General features: G+C 47.6%; 15 protein-coding genes, 1 tRNA gene and 1 pseudogene. 12 read left to right on the top strand and 5 right to left on the bottom strand.

What is annotated here, in order from left to right; all coding sequences use genetic code 11:
- Window positions 1-269 precede the first annotated feature (269 nt).
- Both sdhE and MX657_RS18415 read left to right on the top strand, forming a co-directional pair.
- Window positions 270-536, top strand: coding sequence for an FAD assembly factor SdhE (gene sdhE, locus MX657_RS18420; RefSeq protein WP_010435322.1), 267 nt, complete (start codon window positions 270-272; stop codon window positions 534-536).
- Window positions 517-927 (top strand): protein YgfX, encoded by a 411-nt coding sequence (locus MX657_RS18415; protein ID WP_028014322.1) that lies wholly within the window; start codon window positions 517-519, stop codon window positions 925-927. Before sdhE ends, MX657_RS18415 begins: the two co-directional genes overlap by 20 nt.
- Window positions 928-932: 5 nt before the next feature.
- On the opposite strand, the gene fldB is transcribed toward MX657_RS18415, so the two are convergent.
- Window positions 933-1,454: a flavodoxin FldB gene (fldB, locus tag MX657_RS18410; RefSeq protein WP_080330069.1), complete on the bottom strand. Its 522-nt coding sequence runs from the start codon at window positions 1,452-1,454 to the stop codon at window positions 933-935.
- Between the two features lie 101 nt (window positions 1,455-1,555).
- Here fldB and xerD point away from each other — a divergent pair, with 101 nt between their 5' ends.
- The 5 genes from xerD to lysS all read left to right on the top strand — a co-directional run bounded on the left by xerD (window position 1,556) and on the right by lysS (window position 7,649).
- A complete protein-coding gene (gene xerD, locus MX657_RS18405) occupies window positions 1,556-2,452 on the top strand; it encodes a site-specific tyrosine recombinase XerD (RefSeq protein WP_080330070.1) in 897 nt (298 codons plus the stop codon).
- 28 nt (window positions 2,453-2,480) lie between these two features.
- Complete coding sequence (gene dsbC / locus MX657_RS18400) at window positions 2,481-3,194, top strand: bifunctional protein-disulfide isomerase/oxidoreductase DsbC (protein WP_346806348.1); 714 nt, start codon at window positions 2,481-2,483, stop codon at window positions 3,192-3,194.
- A gap of 5 nt (window positions 3,195-3,199) precedes the next feature.
- The gene (gene recJ / locus MX657_RS18395) at window positions 3,200-4,933 is read left to right on the top strand and encodes a single-stranded-DNA-specific exonuclease RecJ (protein ID WP_346806347.1); all 1,734 of its coding nucleotides are present in this window, start codon (window positions 3,200-3,202) and stop codon (window positions 4,931-4,933) included.
- 90 nt (window positions 4,934-5,023) lie between these two features.
- Window positions 5,024-6,122 (top strand): peptide chain release factor 2 gene (gene prfB / locus MX657_RS18390; RefSeq protein WP_096151315.1). Its coding sequence is split into 2 segments (ribosomal slippage): window positions 5,024-5,098 and window positions 5,100-6,122, totalling 1,098 coding nucleotides; the frame shifts between segments, so codons are not numbered across the junction.
- 9 nt (window positions 6,123-6,131) lie between these two features.
- A complete protein-coding gene (lysS, locus tag MX657_RS18385; RefSeq protein WP_014885130.1) occupies window positions 6,132-7,649 on the top strand; it encodes a lysine--tRNA ligase in 1,518 nt (505 codons plus the stop codon).
- Window positions 7,650-7,687: 38 nt separating this feature from the next.
- On the opposite strand, the gene idi is transcribed toward lysS, so the two are convergent.
- On the bottom strand, window positions 7,688-8,230 hold the full coding sequence (gene idi, locus MX657_RS18380; RefSeq protein WP_346806345.1) for an isopentenyl-diphosphate Delta-isomerase: 543 nt from the start codon (window positions 8,228-8,230) through the stop codon (window positions 7,688-7,690).
- A gap of 162 nt (window positions 8,231-8,392) precedes the next feature.
- Between idi and actS the strand changes: the two genes are divergently transcribed.
- The 5 genes and pseudogenes from actS to MX657_RS18355 all read left to right on the top strand — a co-directional run bounded on the left by actS (window position 8,393) and on the right by MX657_RS18355 (window position 11,969).
- Complete coding sequence (gene actS / locus MX657_RS18375; protein WP_119917109.1) at window positions 8,393-9,136, top strand: amidase activator ActS; 744 nt, start codon at window positions 8,393-8,395, stop codon at window positions 9,134-9,136.
- Window positions 9,137-9,216: 80 nt separating this feature from the next.
- Window positions 9,217-9,290 (top strand) — tRNA-Gly (locus tag MX657_RS18370).
- A gap of 349 nt (window positions 9,291-9,639) precedes the next feature.
- Complete coding sequence (locus tag MX657_RS18365) at window positions 9,640-9,906, top strand: DUF1778 domain-containing protein (protein ID WP_029739941.1); 267 nt, start codon at window positions 9,640-9,642, stop codon at window positions 9,904-9,906.
- Window positions 9,894-10,379, top strand: coding sequence for a GNAT family N-acetyltransferase (locus MX657_RS18360; protein ID WP_346806343.1), 486 nt, complete (start codon window positions 9,894-9,896; stop codon window positions 10,377-10,379). The genes MX657_RS18365 and MX657_RS18360 overlap by 13 nt, the downstream gene beginning before the upstream one ends.
- 187 nt (window positions 10,380-10,566) lie before the next feature.
- A pseudogene (locus tag MX657_RS18355) lies at window positions 10,567-11,969 on the top strand (ISNCY family transposase).
- Between the two features lie 275 nt (window positions 11,970-12,244).
- Here MX657_RS18355 and MX657_RS18350 read toward each other — a convergent pair.
- The 3 genes from MX657_RS18350 to MX657_RS18340 are packed head-to-tail and all read right to left on the bottom strand — an operon-like array spanning window position 12,245 to window position 17,419.
- Window positions 12,245-13,399, bottom strand: coding sequence for a hypothetical protein (locus tag MX657_RS18350; RefSeq protein ID WP_058672230.1), 1,155 nt, complete (start codon window positions 13,397-13,399; stop codon window positions 12,245-12,247).
- A 2-nt stretch (window positions 13,400-13,401) separates the two neighbouring features.
- Entirely contained in the window at window positions 13,402-13,842 is a 441-nt protein-coding gene (locus MX657_RS18345) for a hypothetical protein (RefSeq protein WP_058672231.1), read from the bottom strand.
- A gap of 1 nt (window position 13,843) precedes the next feature.
- Window positions 13,844-17,419: a hypothetical protein gene (locus MX657_RS18340; RefSeq protein ID WP_346806340.1), complete on the bottom strand. Its 3,576-nt coding sequence runs from the start codon at window positions 17,417-17,419 to the stop codon at window positions 13,844-13,846.
- Between the last annotated feature and the right edge of the window lie 454 nt (window positions 17,420-17,873).

Raw genomic sequence — 17,873 nt, 5'->3', positions numbered from 1 at the left:
TTTGATAATGCCTAATGGTAAAAGAGCCTGCAGGCATTGCAAGCGCTTTCAGCAGACCATTTGTGCCATAAACCGGTTATGCGTAGCGCTACGCAAAATAGTGTAATCCGCTGTCTTTGTAGGGATTATTCTGGAAGCCAGCTCGTCGATCGCAATATTCCAGTAATGAAACGGTCAAAAACACGTTACACTAGCTGGTGTCCCCGTAGAGAAATTAAGAACAGAGAACGGGGTACCGACTGTGCCAAACGTAATGCAGGAACCTGAACATGGATATTAACAACAAGGCCCGTATTCACTGGGCATGCCGTCGCGGCATGCGTGAACTTGATATTTCCATCATGCCTTTCTTCGAATATGAATACGACAGCTTAAGCGATGATGATAAGCGTCTGTTTGTTCGTCTGCTTGAGTCTGATGATCCAGATTTATTCAACTGGCTGATGAACCACGGCAAACCCGCCGACACCGAGTTGCAACGGATGGTGCAATTAATTCAAACACGGAATCGGGAACGTGGTCCTGTGGCAATCTGATCTTCGCGTCTCGTGGCGCTCGCAGTGGATGTCTTTGTTGCTCCACGGCCTGGTTGCGGCCATCGTGCTACTGATGCCATGGCCGCTCAGCTATACGCCGCTGTGGCTGCTGTTACTTTCGTTTGTTGTTTTTGACAGCGTACGTAGCCAGCGTCGCATTAACGCGCGTCAGGGCGAGATCAAGCTGCTGATGGATTCCCGCCTGCGCTGGCAGGGAAAAGAGTGGGATATTCTCGGTGTGCCCTGGATGCTTAACGCCGGCATGATGCTACGGTTACGCAAAGTGGGGGGCGGACGTTGCCAACACCTGTGGCTGGCGGCGGACAGTATGGACGCGTCTGAATGGCGAGATCTGCGCCGGATGTTGCTGCAACAGCCGACGCAGGAGTAGGGGCGTTAGCTAAATTTTTCTGCCATTTCGCCAAGGATCTGCTCGCACCAGGTTTGCAGGCGCTCATCGCTGAGATCGTACTGATTGGTTTCATCCAGCGCGAGCCCGACAAACAGCTCGCCGTCGGCAATAATCGGTTTTTGACTGGTGAACTCATACCCTTCGGTTGGCCAGTAGCCGATAAACGTCACCCCTTTCGGCACCAGCTTGTCGTGCAGCATGCCGAGTGCGTCCAGGAACCATTCTCCGTAGCCTAACTGGTCTCCCATGCCGTACATCGCAATAATTTTGCCGTCGAGATTCACGGAATCGAGCTGATCCCAGATGGCTTCCCAGTCTTCCTGTATCTCACCAAAATCCCAGGTTGGAATGCCGAGGATAAGCACGTCGTACTGCTCCATCAGCGCGACCGCATCATCTTTCAGGTTATGCAACGTCACCAGTTCCGGGCCAATGATGTCGCGAATTTTCTCTGCCGCCATTTCGGTGTAGCAGGTGCTGGAACCATAGAACAGACCAATATTCATCGCGTAACTATCTCAATTCATGCTTTGTCTTTGCGCGTAGTGTACCAGAAACCGGCCGCAATCAGGCATAATGGCCTGACTGCAGAATCAAAGGGGCTGATGTGGAAAAGGATCTCGCACTCGTTGAACAGTTTCTCGACGCACTGTGGCTGGAGAAGAATCTGGCTGAGAATACGCTCAGTGCCTATCGGCGCGATCTCACCATGCTGGTGGAGTGGCTGGCGCGTCGGGAGTTATCGCTTGCGAGCGCGCAAAGCGACGACCTGCAGGCGCTGCTTGCTGAGCGTGTAGAAGGGGGGTACAAAGCCACCAGTTCTGCACGTTTGCTCAGCGCCATGCGTCGGCTTTTCCAGCACCTTTACCGTGAGAAACTTCGCGAAGACGATCCCAGCGCGCTGCTGGCGTCCCCGAAACTCCCGCAGCGGCTGCCGAAAGATCTCAGCGAAGCACAAGTTGAGAGATTATTACAGTCACCGGCTGTTGACCTGCCGCTGGAGTTACGCGATAAAGCCATGCTTGAGCTATTGTATGCTACCGGCTTGCGCGTTTCGGAACTGGTTGGCCTGACGATGAGCGACATCAGCCTGCGTCAGGGCGTGGTGCGCGTCATCGGTAAAGGCAATAAGGAAAGGCTGGTTCCGCTGGGAGAAGAGGCGGTTTATTGGCTGGAAACGTACCTTGAGCACGGCCGCCCCTGGCTGCTCAATGGCGCGTCTGTCGACGTTCTGTTTCCGAGCCAGCGCGCGCAGCAGATGACGCGACAAACCTTCTGGCATCGCATCAAGCATTACGCCACACTGGCGGGTATCGACAGTGAAAAGCTTTCGCCGCACGTATTGCGTCACGCCTTCGCGACGCATCTGTTAAACCACGGCGCAGATTTACGCGTGGTGCAGATGCTGCTGGGACACAGCGATCTTTCAACGACGCAAATTTACACCCATGTCGCGACGGAACGCCTGCGGCAGCTACACCAACAGCACCACCCTCGTGCGTGAGTGCCGACAAATTGTAACAGGATCAATTATGAAAAAGTCTTTCGCGCTGTTCACCCTGCTGGCAGCCTCATTTACCGGTTTCGCCCATGCGGATGACGCCGCCATCAAACAGTCCCTGGCTAAGCTTGGCGTTACCAGCAGCGACATCCAGCCTGCGCCGGTCGCCGGTATGAAAACGGTACTGACGAACAGCGGCGTGCTGTACGTCACCGAAGACGGCAAACACTTCATTCAGGGACCGCTGTACGACGTGAGCGGTGCGCAGCCGGTGAACGTCACCAACCAACTGCTGATGAAAAACCTGAACGCGCTCGAAAAAGAGATGATCGTCTATAAAGCGGCGCAGGAAAAACACATTATTACCGTCTTCACCGACATCACCTGCGGCTACTGCCACAAGCTGCATGAACAGATGAAAGACTATAACGCGCTGGGCATTACCGTGCGTTACCTGGCCTTCCCGCGCGCAGGCGTACAGAGCAAGCCAGAGCAGGACATGAAAGCGATCTGGTGTGCCAAAGACCGCAACAAAGCGTTTGATGACGCGATGAACGGTAAAGACGTTAAGCCTGCCTCCTGCGACATCGACATTGCTAACCACTACGCGCTGGGCGTGCAGTTTGGCGTGAGCGGTACGCCAGCGATTGTCCTGAGTAACGGCTACGTTGTTCCGGGCTACCAGGGGCCGAAAGAGATGAAAGAGTTCCTCGACGCGCACCAGAAACAATTTGGTGGTAAATAATTCGCGTGAAAGCCCCCATCAAATTGCGCCGCCGCGAGGCGGTTGAACACGTTGATTTGCCGGACGATCTCCCGGCGCTCCTGAAGCGCCTCTACGCCAGCCGCGGCGTGCGTCGCGCGGAGGATCTTGAGCGCAGCGTGAAAGGGATGCTGCCCTGGCAGCAGCTGAGCGGTATCGAAAAAGCTACCGAAATGCTCTACAACGCGCTTCGTGAGGGAACGCGCATTGTGGTGGTTGGCGATTTCGACGCCGACGGCGCAACCAGCACCGCGCTGAGCGTGCTCAGCCTGCGCGCGCTGGGCTGCGATAACGTCACCTATCTGGTGCCGAACCGCTTTGAAGACGGCTACGGCCTCAGCCCGGAGGTGGTCGATCAGGCCCACGCCCGCGGTGCGCAGATGATCATGACCGTCGATAACGGGATCTCTTCCCATGCGGGCGTCGATCATGCTCACGCTTTAGGGATCCCGGTGCTGGTCACCGATCATCACCTGCCCGGCGAAACGCTGCCGGATGCAGAAGCGATTATTAATCCCAACCTGCGTGACTGCGATTTCCCGTCGAAATCCCTCGCTGGCGTGGGCGTGGCGTTTTATCTGATGCTGGCGTTGCGTACCCTGTTACGCGATAAGGGCTGGTTCGAGTTCCGCGGGATTGCCGTGCCAAACCTGGCCGAATATCTCGACCTGGTGGCGCTGGGCACCGTGGCGGACGTGGTGCCGCTTGATGCCAACAACCGTATTCTCACCTGGCAGGGCTTAAGCCGCATTCGGGCAGGCAAGTGCCGCCCGGGGATTAAGGCGCTGCTGGAAATCTCCAACCGCGACCCGCTTAAGCTTGCGGCAAGTGACTTAGGCTTTGCCCTCGGGCCGCGTCTTAACGCTGCCGGAAGGCTGGACGATATGTCCGTCGGCGTGGCGTTGCTGCTGTGCGACAACATTGGCGAAGCGCGCGTGCTGGCGAACGAACTGGACGCCCTGAACCAGACCCGTAAGGAGATTGAGCAGGGGATGCAGGCCGAAGCGCTGACCCTGTGCGAAAAACTTGAGCGCAGCGGCGATACGCTGCCGGGCGGGCTGGCGATGTACCATCCTGAGTGGCATCAGGGCGTGGTCGGCATTCTGGCGTCGCGCATTAAAGAGCGCTTCCACCGCCCGGTGATCGCGTTTGCGCCTGCGGGCGACGGCACGCTGAAAGGCTCTGGCCGTTCGATTCAGGGGCTGCACATGCGCGATGCGCTGGAGCGTCTGGATACGCTGTATCCGGGTCTGATGATCAAGTTCGGCGGCCACGCGATGGCGGCAGGCCTGTCGTTGGAAGAGGCGAAGTTCGACGAGTTCCAGCGCCTGTTTGGCGAGTTGGTGACTGACTGGATTGACCCGGCGCTGCTGCAGGGCGAAGTGGTCTCTGACGGTGAGCTTTCTGTCTCCGAAATGACGATGGAGGTCGCGCAGATGCTGCGCGATGCCGGTCCATGGGGGCAGATGTTCCCGGAACCGCTGTTCGACGGGCGATTCCGTCTGCTGCAGCAGCGTATCGTCGGCGAACGTCATCTGAAAGTGATGGTCGAGCCCGTGGGCGGCGGACCGCTGCTGGACGGCATCGCCTTCAACGTTGACACATCCATCTGGCCGGACAACGGCGTGCGCGAGGTTGAGCTGGCGTACAAACTGGATATAAACGAGTTTCGCGGTAACCGCACCCTTCAGATCATCATCGACAATATCTGGCCAATTTAGCGGCAGTAATCTCTATAAAAAAGGGCGTGGATTCGGTACAATCCCGCTCTTATCACCGCATTTTGACAAGTCCATAAAAGAAAACAGACCATGTTTGAAATTAATCCGGTAAAAAACCGTATTCAGGACCTCACGGAGCGCTCTGACGTTCTTAGGGGGTATCTTTGACTACGATGCCAAGAAAGAGCGTCTTGAAGAAGTAAACGCCGAGCTGGAACAGCCGGACGTCTGGAACGAACCTGAACGCGCACAGGCGCTGGGTAAAGAGCGTTCCTCTCTCGAAGCTATCGTAGATACGCTGGATCAAATGGCCCAGGGGCTGGAAGATGTTTCCGGTTTGCTGGAGCTGGCCGTCGAAGCCGACGACGAAGAAACCTTTAACGAAGCCGTGGCAGAACTCGACGTGCTGGAAGAGAAGCTGGCGCAGCTGGAATTCCGCCGTATGTTCTCCGGTGAATACGACAGCGCTGACTGCTATCTCGATATTCAGGCAGGTTCTGGCGGTACCGAAGCGCAGGACTGGGCCAGCATGCTGACGCGTATGTATCTGCGTTGGGCGGAAGCGCGCGGCTTTAAAACCGAAATTATCGAAGAGTCTGAAGGTGAAGTTGCGGGTCTGAAATCCGTGACCATCAAAATTATTGGCGATTACGCCTACGGCTGGCTGCGTACCGAGACTGGCGTTCATCGCCTGGTGCGTAAGAGCCCGTTCGACTCCGGTGGCCGTCGTCATACCTCCTTTAGTTCCGCGTTTGTGTACCCGGAAGTTGACGAAGATATTGATATCGAAATTAACCCGGCGGACCTGCGTATCGACGTTTACCGCGCATCCGGCGCGGGTGGTCAGCACGTTAACCGTACGGAATCGGCGGTGCGTATTACCCACATTCCAACCGGGCTGGTAACACAGTGCCAGAACGACCGTTCCCAGCATAAGAACAAAGACCAGGCCATGAAGCAGATGAAAGCGAAGCTTTATGAGCTGGAGATGCAGAAGAAAAATGCTGAGAAACAGGCGATGGAAGACAACAAGTCTGACATCGGTTGGGGCAGCCAGATCCGTTCTTACGTCCTTGATGACTCCCGCATCAAAGACCTGCGTACCGGGGTTGAAACCCGCAACACGCAGGCGGTGCTGGACGGCAGCCTGGACCAATTTATCGAAGCAAGTTTGAAAGCAGGGTTATGAGGAACCAACATGTCTGAACAACAAGCACAGGGCGCTGACGCGGTAGTCGATCTTAACAACGAACTGAAAACCCGCCGCGAGAAGCTGGCAGCGCTGCGCGAGCAGGGCGTGCCGTTCCCGAACGATTTTCGTCGTGACCATACCTCAGACCAACTGCACGCTGACTTCGACGGTAAAGAGAACGAAGAGCTTGAAGCGCTGAACATCGAAGTGGCTGTTGCAGGCCGCATGATGACCCGTCGTATCATGGGTAAAGCCTCCTTCGTGACCTTGCAGGACGTAGGCGGCCGTATTCAGCTGTACGTTTCCCGTGATGACCTGCCTGAAGGCATCTACAACGAGCAGTTCAAGAAGTGGGACCTGGGCGATATCCTGGGCGCGAAAGGTAAACTGTTCAAAACTAAAACCGGTGAACTGTCTATCCACTGCACCGAGCTGCGTCTGCTGACCAAAGCCCTGCGCCCGCTGCCGGACAAGTTCCACGGCCTGCAGGATCAGGAAGCGCGCTACCGTCAGCGTTATCTGGATCTCATCTCTAATGATGAATCCCGCAAGACCTTCAAAATTCGCTCCCAGATCATGGCCGGTATCCGCCAGTTCATGGTGAACCGCGACTTTATGGAAGTGGAAACCCCGATGATGCAGGTGATCCCTGGCGGCGCGTCTGCGCGTCCGTTCATCACCCATCACAACGCCCTGGACCTGGACATGTACCTGCGTATCGCGCCGGAACTGTACCTGAAGCGTCTGGTGGTCGGTGGTTTCGACCGCGTGTTCGAAATCAACCGTAACTTCCGTAACGAAGGTATCTCCGTTCGTCATAACCCAGAGTTCACCATGATGGAACTCTATATGGCGTATGCGGATTACAAAGATCTGATCGAGCTGACCGAATCCCTGTTCCGCACCCTGGCGCAGGATATTCTTGGCACCACGCAGGTCCCTTACGGTGAAGAAGTCTTCGACTTCGGCAAGCCGTTCGAAAAACTGACCATGCGCGAAGCGATCAAGAAATACCGTCCAGAAACCAACATGGCGGATCTGGATAATTTCGACTCTGCGAAAGCCATCGCTGAAAGCATCGGCATCAAGGTTGAGAAGAGCTGGGGTCTGGGCCGTATTGTGACCGAGATCTTCGAAGAAGTGGCGGAAGCACATCTGATTCAGCCGACCTTCATTACCGAATACCCGGCGGAAGTATCTCCGCTGGCGCGTCGTAATGACGAGAACCCGGAAATCACCGACCGTTTCGAATTTTTCATCGGCGGCCGTGAAATCGGCAACGGCTTTAGCGAGCTGAACGATGCGGAAGACCAGGCGCAGCGTTTCCAGGATCAGGTTGACGCGAAAGCGGCAGGCGACGACGAAGCGATGTTCTTCGACGAAGACTACGTGACCGCGCTGGAACACGGCCTGCCACCAACGGCGGGTCTGGGTATCGGTATCGATCGTATGGTGATGCTGTTCACCAACAGCCACACCATTCGTGATGTGATCCTGTTCCCGGCGATGCGTCCGGTGAAGTAAGGCGTAAAGAAGCAAAAAAAGCCCCGAAAGGGGCTTTTTTATTGCGTGGCGAATGCTCTCAGCGCATCTCGCGCGACCGTTGCTTCCTGCACCATCCACGGGCTAAAGCTCCATGGTGCGGCGTCCAGCGCGCGGAATAATGATTCCAGCGTGACCCACTCAAATTCCATGACTTCATCGTGATTAATACGCAGGTCGCTGGTGACCCGTGCCGCGAAGACCGGGCAAATCTCGTTTTCCACGATCCCGGAAGGATCCGTTTCGCGATAGCGGAATTCTGAGGCGACAGGCGTAATCGCGGTAATTTCTGCACCAATCTCATCGCGGCAGCGACGGATAATTGCCTCTTCCGTTGGTTCACCAGATTGAGGGTGACCGCAGACAGAATTCGTCCAGACGCCCGGCCAGGCTTTTTTACTTAGTGCGCGTCGGGTTACCAGACACTCGCCTTCGGCGTTAAACAGCCAGGATGAGAACGCCAGATGCAGCGGGGTTTGGGCAGTATGCGCGGCGTATTTTTCCTGAGTGCCAATCACCATTCCCTGGTCATTAACCAAAATAACGTGTTCTTGAATACTCATTCATGCTCCAGTGCCAACGATGCGGATGGTTCTGCACCATCAGCGGCAACATTATACTGGATTCTGATATGAACGGTTTATCTCGCGGAGCTTAAAAGGGCTGACCCATATCCGTTCGGGCTGGTATTATAGTGCGCCATTCACGCTGACCGAGGATCTGTTTTGTTTGCAGGAAGCCTGACGAGAAAACCCATCATCGCCATCTTTTGCTTGACGCTGACGCTACTCCTGGTCGGCTGTTCCGGGAGCAAATCGTCGGATATGGGTAGCTATTCCGGTTCGGTTTATACCGTTAAGCGCGGGGACACGCTGTATCGGATTTCACGTGCAACGGGAACCAGCGTGAAGGATCTGGCGCGCCTGAATAACATCTCTCCGCCGTACACCATTGAGGTTGGGCAAAAACTGAAGGTGAATGGCAGTTCGTCCTCGGGTAAAAAATCCTCATCGAAAGGCAAAACCGCCAAAGTGACGCCGTCTTACGCGGTACCGCAGTCTTCATGGCCACCGGTTGGCCAGCGCTGCTGGATCTGGCCTGCCAGCGGGAAAGTGGTGCTGCCGTACTCCCTGTCTGAGGGCGGTAACAAAGGTATCGATATTGCTGCCGCGCGCGGTACGCCGGTTTATGCCTCCGGGGCAGGGAAGGTGGTTTACGTCGGTAACCAGCTACGCGGCTACGGTAACCTGATCATGATTAAGCACGGGGAAGATTACATCACCGCCTACGCACATAACGACACGATGCTGGTCAACAACGGGCAGAACGTGAAGGCGGGGCAGAAGATTGCCACCATGGGCAGCACCGGTACGGATTCGGTGAAGCTGCACTTCCAGATCCGCTATAAGGCGACGGCCATCGATCCGCAGCGTTATCTTCCTGCGCCCGGCAGCAAACCGAAGTGCTAAGTGATTATTTAATCGCCGGTTAGTTGCGAAGAGGCTTGTATGAAGGTTTGTAAGGTCTATAATGCCTTACGCACCTCAAAGCGGGCGTAGTTCAATGGTAGAACGAGAGCTTCCCAAGCTCTATACGAGGGTTCGATTCCCTTCGCCCGCTCCAGTCTTTGATCAAGTGCTGATTTCTTCAACATGATTTTGAGTATGCGTATTCGTCTCTGGTGCAGAAAATAATCAGTCCAGGTAACTAGACCGCCAACCCAAGCCCTCCCCAAAACCAGAATGTCGACCAAATATCCCGAGGCCGACACACCCGGTAATGCACTTCACCACTTCATCCCATAGAGCAACACACCAAGGAAAACTTGCAGCAACAGGACTTTTCCCTGCTCATTTTCTGGCGTATCTAACATACGATAGTTTGAAGGTACTTTCTGGTGAATTTGTATAGCGTTTGCTATACGCTTTGCTTGTGTTATGCTTGTAAAGCAATTGCTATACAAGGAGGCACCATGAAATCAGATGTTCAGCTCAACCTTAGAGCTAAGGAGTCTCAAAGAGCACTCATTGATGCTGCAGCAGAGATTCTCCATAAATCACGCACAGACTTCATCCTGGAAATGGCATGTCAGGCTGCGGAGAATGTGATCCTCGATCGTCGCGTATTTAATTTTAACGATGAGCAGTATGCAGAGTTTATCGATATGCTCGATGCTCCAGTTACGGATGACGCTACCATTGGTAAACTCCTGGGAAGGAAACCTCAGTGGGACGTGTAACAGCACCAGAACCGTTATCCAGTTCTCGTCAACTTGCTGAGTTCGTCAGTGGTGAGGCTGTACTTGATGACTGGCTTAAACAGAGAGGATTAAAAAATCAGGCTCTCGGTGCCGCCCGAACGTTCGTTGTTTGTAAAACAGACACGAAACAGGTTGCCGGTTTTTACTCTCTGGCCACGGGCAGCGTTAACCACGTGGAGGCAACGGGAAGCCTCAGGCGCAATATGCCAGATCCCATCCCCGTAATCATTCTTGCTCGCCTTGCTGTCGATGTTTCATTCCGTGGAAAAGGGCTCGGGGCTGATCTACTGCATGATGCAGTTCTGCGCTGTTACCGTGTAGCTGAGAATATTGGAGTCCGTGCGATTATGGTTCATGCACTGACTGAAGAAGCCAAAAGCTTTTACCTTCACCATGGCTTTAAGGCATCGCAAATCCAGGAGCGGACTTTGTTTCTCAAATTGCCACAGTAGGTATGGAAATCGATAGGGGGCATCGATTTCAGTGTAACTTTATGAATTGTAATAAAAATCGCTTAACATAATCTTTGTTATGCGCACTTATAATGTATTAGCTAAATTGAGATGTCCGTCTCTGACCAAATACATGTCCACGCTACAGTCTCACCACAGCGATCACTGCTTTCAAAGGATGAGACTCATGACGGCATACGGAACGGAGTTTTTCTCAATGAACGATGTAAACCGACTCAGGATCCTTCAGGACGTTATCGACCGCCGTCTTACCACACGTCTTGCAGCAACCCGGCTTGAGATATCTGACAGACACTGCCGACGGTTGCTGGAGCGCTATCGTGAACATGGGCCGCTTTCACTTGTTAACCGTCGTCGTGGCCAGCCCGGCAACCGGCAACTCATGCCGGGCCTCGCTGAACGAGCACTGCGTATTATCCGCGAACGTTACGCTGATTTTGGCCCGACTTTAGCCTGTGAGAAGCTTGCCGAGGTTCATGGGCTGTATCTGGCCAAAGAGACGGTACGCAAGCTGATGACTCAGGCTGGTTTATGGATCCCCCGCAAGTTACGGCCGCCGCGTGTACATCAGCCACGACCGCGTCGGGCCTGCACCGGAGAACTCATCCAGATTGATGGCTGTGAGCATCGCTGGTTCGAGGATCGTGGTCCGGTCTGCACACTGCTCGTTTACGTTGATGATGCGACGAGCCGGCTGATGCAGCTTCTGTTCGTCAGTTCTGAGTCCACTTTCACCTATTTTGAAACCACCCCACCTAGGGCTATCTGGAGCGTTACGGTAAGCCTCTGGCGTTCTACAGTGACAAGGCCAGTGTCTTCAGGATCAACAACAAGCAGGCCACCGGCGGAGATGGTCAGACTCAGTTTGGTCGTGCCATGAACGAGCTGAACATCACCGGCATCTGCGCCAACACCAGTTCAGCCAAAGGCCGTGTAGAACGGGCTCACCTCACGTTACAGGACCGCCTGGTCAAGGAGCTGCGGCTCCGTGGTATCAGTACACCAGAGGCCGCAAACGCCTTTGCCGAAGAGTTCATGGCTGACTACAACCGCCGGATTGCAAAGTCACCTCGTCACGATTTCGACGTTCACCGTCCGCTTGAGAATAATGAAAACCTGGAGGCAACATTCACCTGGCTTGAACTACGTAAGGTCTCAAAAAACCTGACATTACAGTACGATAAGAAGCTATATCTGCTTGAAGATAATGAAGAAAACCGGCGTTTTAAGGAGAAATACATTGATGTCTGGCAGTATCCGGACGGCACTATTGAGCTCTGGGCTAACGGTACTTCCCTGCCCTTCATCACGTACGACCGGCTGGGAGAACTGGACCAGGGAGCTATCGTCGATAACAAGCGCCTGGGACGAGCTCTGGAGATGATAAAACTGGTTCAGGACAAACGGGACAACATCCGCTCGCAGGCCCTGCCATCACTTGACGGCCAGACCTCACGTAGAAAGAAGCAACCCGGCAAGAAATCACAACGAAGTCTGAATCAGAACGACATGCTGGAAGCCCTGCAGCAACTCCAGGCAAGGAGCCAGGAAATCTTCGGCAAAAGCTGAAACTTAACCCACTCGCGGACATTTTAATTTAGCCACAAAGCTGACCTTTAAAAACAGCCCAGACAGATGATGTTACTCCAATATTTTAATGTCTCTTTTAACTCACTAGTAGATAATATTAACCATCTAAGATGGGAACAGGTTAACTTACGAGGGGGCTACCGGAGGGAGACGTCCGGTAGCTTTAATTCTTATCGTATTTGGTCCCTTCTAATTGAGTACCAGGCATAGTTCTGTTAAGTTTGTTAGGAGGGAAGGGTTTATGGAAAACGACCTTAAAATAACGAATAGAATTTTCTTTTAATCATTCCTATGAAAGTGCAAAACTTCAATGCGAAAATCTTATAAAGATAACTTTGTGAATCACCCTCATTGATATGATTTATTTGCTGTGGATTTAGGAAAATAGGCAACCAGTGTTTCTCCATAAAATCGTTCTCAAAGAAAGAACTATGTCCCCCAGCGTGATATCTATTGAATACATTCTTGCCGGAAAATCCATTGAAGCCCGTAACACCTGCCAAACCCACGTCAGGTACAAATGCTTCATTTATTGCAAGAGGTAAATCGTGTACAGCACATTCGTTAATGATTACTAAATTATCATTAAAATCCAAAAAATCGAAATTAAAGGTCCTATCTAGAACAGAGCCACAAAGGACAATCAAATCTAGCTCTTTTAACAATGAGCGGTCCTCTAATTCTTTAAGAGCATACATCAAAATATAAGTTCCGAAACTATGGCCTATGCAAATAATTCTTCTGGAACGATTATTTTCCAAATATTCGTTTAGTACTTTTTTAAAATCATCAACGACAAGTTTTCTTCTTGATGGTATAAGGAAAGACAATGTAGAAATTAGTGTATATTTAAATGGAAGATTTTTAACTGACGTAAAATCTTCACTACTTTTACAGATTTCCGCGAGCTTATCTTGCCATTTACCATATGTACGTATACCATGTAGTGTAAGAATTACAATATCAGAATTCTTGTTTTCTAAGCCATTAAACAATGCTGCATTGTAATCTATAATAGCCTTTCTATTTTCAAGCCATGAAAAATCATTAGCTGGACAATAAAGTAATTCGAAGCCAGTTTCCTTATAGTATTTTTGTTTATGACTCTCGATTTCATCTTCTATACCAGAATAGGCAAATATATTACCAGGGCGCTTTAGCCTATTGTTAATTATTGCCTGTACAATATTCAAACCTGCAATTGGATCGATCTCACCTCTCCTAAGCTGAGGAAGTGCAACATCGACAAAAATAATTGTATAAAAAGTTCTTCTCAAAAATGACGTAGCTTCGTTAACGCACTCGGCATAGTCAATAAATTCTTCAGGGATTCGATGATTGCTTATGAGTAATTTTTTAATTTTTAAACCGCGGTTGATGTCATCATCGACAATTAAGTATCTATTCATTTTTACACCATTAACTCTTTAACAGCTTCTTTCCAAACAATACTTGAATTATCATATTTTATACAACCCCTATAATTTTCTGGATATTTATCAGTCATCATCTTTTCAATGTTAGTAAGGTCATAGCTTTTATCGTCTGAAGCAAAGGATATGTATTGAGTTAAAAGTATATATTGTAATGTGAGTTTTTTTCTTTTAATAAATTTTGCTATATCCATCCCCCCAAAAGTACGAAATTCACTTGATGGCATTCCTGCATCTTTATCAAATGTTGGCAAGCTCATATCAATGATAGCAAAATCAAAAGACTCGGAGCTCAACAGACTAATTCCGCTTGAATATGAACGGCTAGAAGAGATGATTGATTCTGGAAATTCTGATGAGATAAAATCAATTATTTTTTGTGTTTTATACTCATTGTCTTCAATAATTAGAATATTCATCCTAAGCCTTCTGGAAGTTGATAATCTGCTTGAACATGTTGTCTTCTAACTCTATATAAAATCGAGCATCAGAAAATGCGTCGGAGATGTTTTTATATACTTTATATAGCCCTGTCCCTCCTTCGTTTGTAAGCTTAATATTATCAATTTGACTTTCGAAATCAGCAATTCCTTGAATCTTATTGGCTTCTGATAACTCATTGAACTGAATTTCACTGATTTGATTGCATACTTTGATAACCTTTCCGTCTTCTTCACTGGTTACCGATACATAGATATGAGTGCCGGCCTTATGAATACCATGTTTTAAACAATTCATGTACATGGTAACTAGAGATCTTGTTAAACCAAGAAGCGATTTATTATTCATTACCCACGAAAGATCTTCTTGGATGTTGAAAGTCATATCAATTACCTGAGGTGTGTAAATACCATCAATATATTCTTTGGAAGCTTGCAAAATAGCGCCTATTTCAACATCTTCATCTAATTCATGCACCGGCTTTCGAAACCACTCTTCAAAATCAGAAAGTTTTTCATTGACGTTAAATTTTGCCAGTGTGATTTTATTGATTATATTGCTTTTAGAGGATGCCTCTGGAATATTATTTATTTTAGCAATTAAATCATCACACTCTTTAGCAAATGCTGGTTTGATCACTTCATTACTAAATCTTCTTACTAGATGGAATGAAGTTTCTAGAATTAGCCATATAAAATCCTTTATAACTTCTACAAATCCCTTGTAATCCATTTCTGATGATGAATTAAATTGGCCTAAATAACTATTGATATATGCGCTAAAAAAATTTATTTGTTTATCGGATATTTGAAAAAGGAAGGCTGTATCAGGAGTTTTAGCCTCTTTATACTCTCTTAAATCAGGAATAGTTGTAGGCCTGATTAGATTATTGGTTTTTTGGATTAGCGAGTCAATAGATGCTGAAAAATCTATAACGTAATCGTTTATAAGTAAAAGTTGAGTCGATTCAAGATCTTTCATTTCATTCAACCAAAAGTATGGCGGCTCGTATGAAGACCTTATGTCTTTATCAGAAACTTTTGACGTGACTAGATGCTCTGCTTCAAAAGCGCTACGTATGTGATTTGGTAAAACCCCATGTCTTATTTCTGAACTCAGATAACGAACTAACCCAAATTCATTATTCATTATAAAGTCATCAATTAAGTTTGAATAAATCAAACTATAATGATAAGTCTTAGCTTTTGTTGTTTCCTCGGATGTAATTTCACCTATATCAATTCCATCATCTTGTGTTGTAGATAGATAATAGTCAAGATAAATAGAGAAATCATCACTCTTAATCCGCTTCATTGTTTCGAATGCAGAATGGTAATAATCATCCTTGACTGATAGCACTCCATTGAAGTCTATGTTTATTTTATTTTGAGCGTGATGATTCGTAAGACGACTAACCAACAGCTTTTGATATATTCCAACCTCTTCTTTTGATAAGTTATCAGCCATTTCGTAACTGAGTAAATCTTTTCGTTCCTTTTCTAAGAGTAAATCAATAATTTTTAATCTTTCAGTTAACATTATTACTGAGTCAGAAATATGTTCTAAGCCGCTTAAAACCCTTTCATCACAAACATCTGTTAACAAAAATAATTCGTTTTCATTTATAACTCTACTGTCCAGTAGCAAATCGCTAGGTTTATTAAACCCTAAATGGGCTAAGTACTTATCTATAAAGAAAGATGTAACGTCACTGTATGATTTATCATATTGCCTCTGATGAAAATGGCTAAAAATTGCAGCTTCCAAAGGATTGTTTAAATTATCAACATCATCATCAACTATTTTCGCTAATTTTTGCATTGGAAATAATATTAGGTTGGACCTTTTTTCTAATGCTTTTTTATTTATTATTTCAACTAAATCGTTGTATGCTTCTATATTAATGAGCGATGTGGACTCGTAATAGTAAAAATCAGGAATTGTAATATCACTTTCTTTTTTTAGTTCGTTAATCAATCGCTTTGTATCTTCATTTGTTATTTTATGCCCTGAATCATGGTCAAATAATTTATTTCTAATGCTTCTTGACTTTGTTAACCTAGGGCGCTCAAGCAATGTTTCAATTTTAGAAGGGTTGTTTTTTTCGGAGAAAATTTGATGTAAGAATTTTGGAGTAATCACTAGTCCATTACACATCACATCTAATATAGACGTTTTAAGCTTATCTTTATTTTGATAAGGATAAGAAATATAGAATGGAGCTGAAATAGCACTGGTGAAATTAAAGCATGACAATTTGAAGCTAATATCTTCAATAACCTCTATTGAGGATTGATATTGCTCGGTATATTGATATTGCTTTATTAAGTTAGTGAGTAGCACACCATAGATATCGTTGTTGTTGATGTTATCGAAGTATGCTTTTTGTTTTTTTGCGAATATTATAGATCTTGCTAATACATCTATTAATATAAGCTGCCTCGGGTGTAGTGCAAAATACTCTTTACATTTGGCAATAACGGATTCATAGTCACCCTCGGTGTAAGATATAATAATATCTTGAACTTTAAAGTCCGTATTGGTTAAAGGTTTGTTATTGATGACATTTGCCATCCCCTTCCATGAGTCATCAATATCTAATTCTGCCATTGAAATAACAAACTGCTTTATATTATTCTCAACAAGGCTATTATTGGATATCTTATTAGCAACATGTTCTGATATGGCCTTCCTGATAAATACATATTTATCAACTGGGAAAAGCTTTTGTGAATACTGGATTATATTGTCCAATGATCGCACATTATCCATGCCAAATGGAAGTAATAATAATGAAAGGAAATCAGCGTAATTTTTCCTGCTGCTATTTATTCTTATAGAATCAATTATATTAACTTTAGATTTTTGTTTGAATGAAAGAGCACTGTGAGATGTGTGTTTGTTATAAAGATAGTTTGTTATGTGGTATAACTGCGGAGACGAATCATCAATAAATCTTTCTTTATTTTCTGTCTTTTTTTGAGTAGATGCAATTGCCATATCAACATCTATTGACCATATGGATTTTCCGAATTTTTCTTCAATTACTTTAAGTGAATTTATTGCTTGAGAAAATTCAGATCTTAGAAAATGCTCCTCTAATTTATTTTTCATAATAACAAACTGCTTAAACTCATTTTGGTTGCTCTTAATGAATTGCAATAACATTTCGAGTATAAATTCATTAGGCAAATTACGCTCTTTTACTAAATCCAAGTAGTTTTTTTTATTGAAACCCGATAGGTTTAGTAAATTTTTTAAAGAGACATTTTTATAGCATGAATGAGCAAAGCTTTTTAGCTTATCGTTTTGTAATAATAAAGTTTCATTTGACAAATTATTTAATGCTTTAATCTTTCCGAAATTACCCCTGCCTTTGTTTTTCCCATAATCTCCTAATATATTTTTAATTTTATTATTATTCACATAATCGAAAAGAAAGTTAGTCATTGATATAGCCTTTTGCTTAAAATAAGAACTATTTATATTGATAGGGAATGCTACCGCACCAAGCAGTTGGAATCTTGTTCTGGGTGAAACGAATTTTGTAAACATTGTAATTCTACCATTAGATTCGAATGATATGTATATTTTTTCTACTTATTAAAATGTACCTTTGAAAAGTAGACTTTCTGCGGTACGCTTTTCGGAATCATTCACCTCGATTTTTCACGCAGCGCGCCGGAGGACTTCCGCCCCGGACGGGCCCTGAATGTCCTGATACCCGATGATGATCCTGCGCTTAACCTGTCGCTGGCTGTCATTCTGCCCAATGAGAATTTCATGCCGATGCTGCCCGGAGGTAAAGACCCGGTTAATCCTGCCCGGTCCTGCTTGCTTTCCCTCAACTTTGCCCGCAGTTGGCTGACCAGGGCCTCGTTCCTTGGCATTGTCGCCGGCATGCTCGGGGCCTCTTCCCTGAGTTCTGCAGCAGGGACAGCCTGCGGCGCCATCACGTAATGGGCGCATGGAACTCCTGTGCGACACTGGCCGTGCCACTGCCACTATC

Origin of the sequence: Enterobacter chuandaensis (assembly GCF_039718975.1) — a bacterium.
GTDB classification, from domain to species: domain Bacteria; phylum Pseudomonadota; class Gammaproteobacteria; order Enterobacterales; family Enterobacteriaceae; genus Enterobacter; species Enterobacter chuandaensis.
This window is presented reverse-complemented; position numbering and strand designations above follow the sequence as displayed.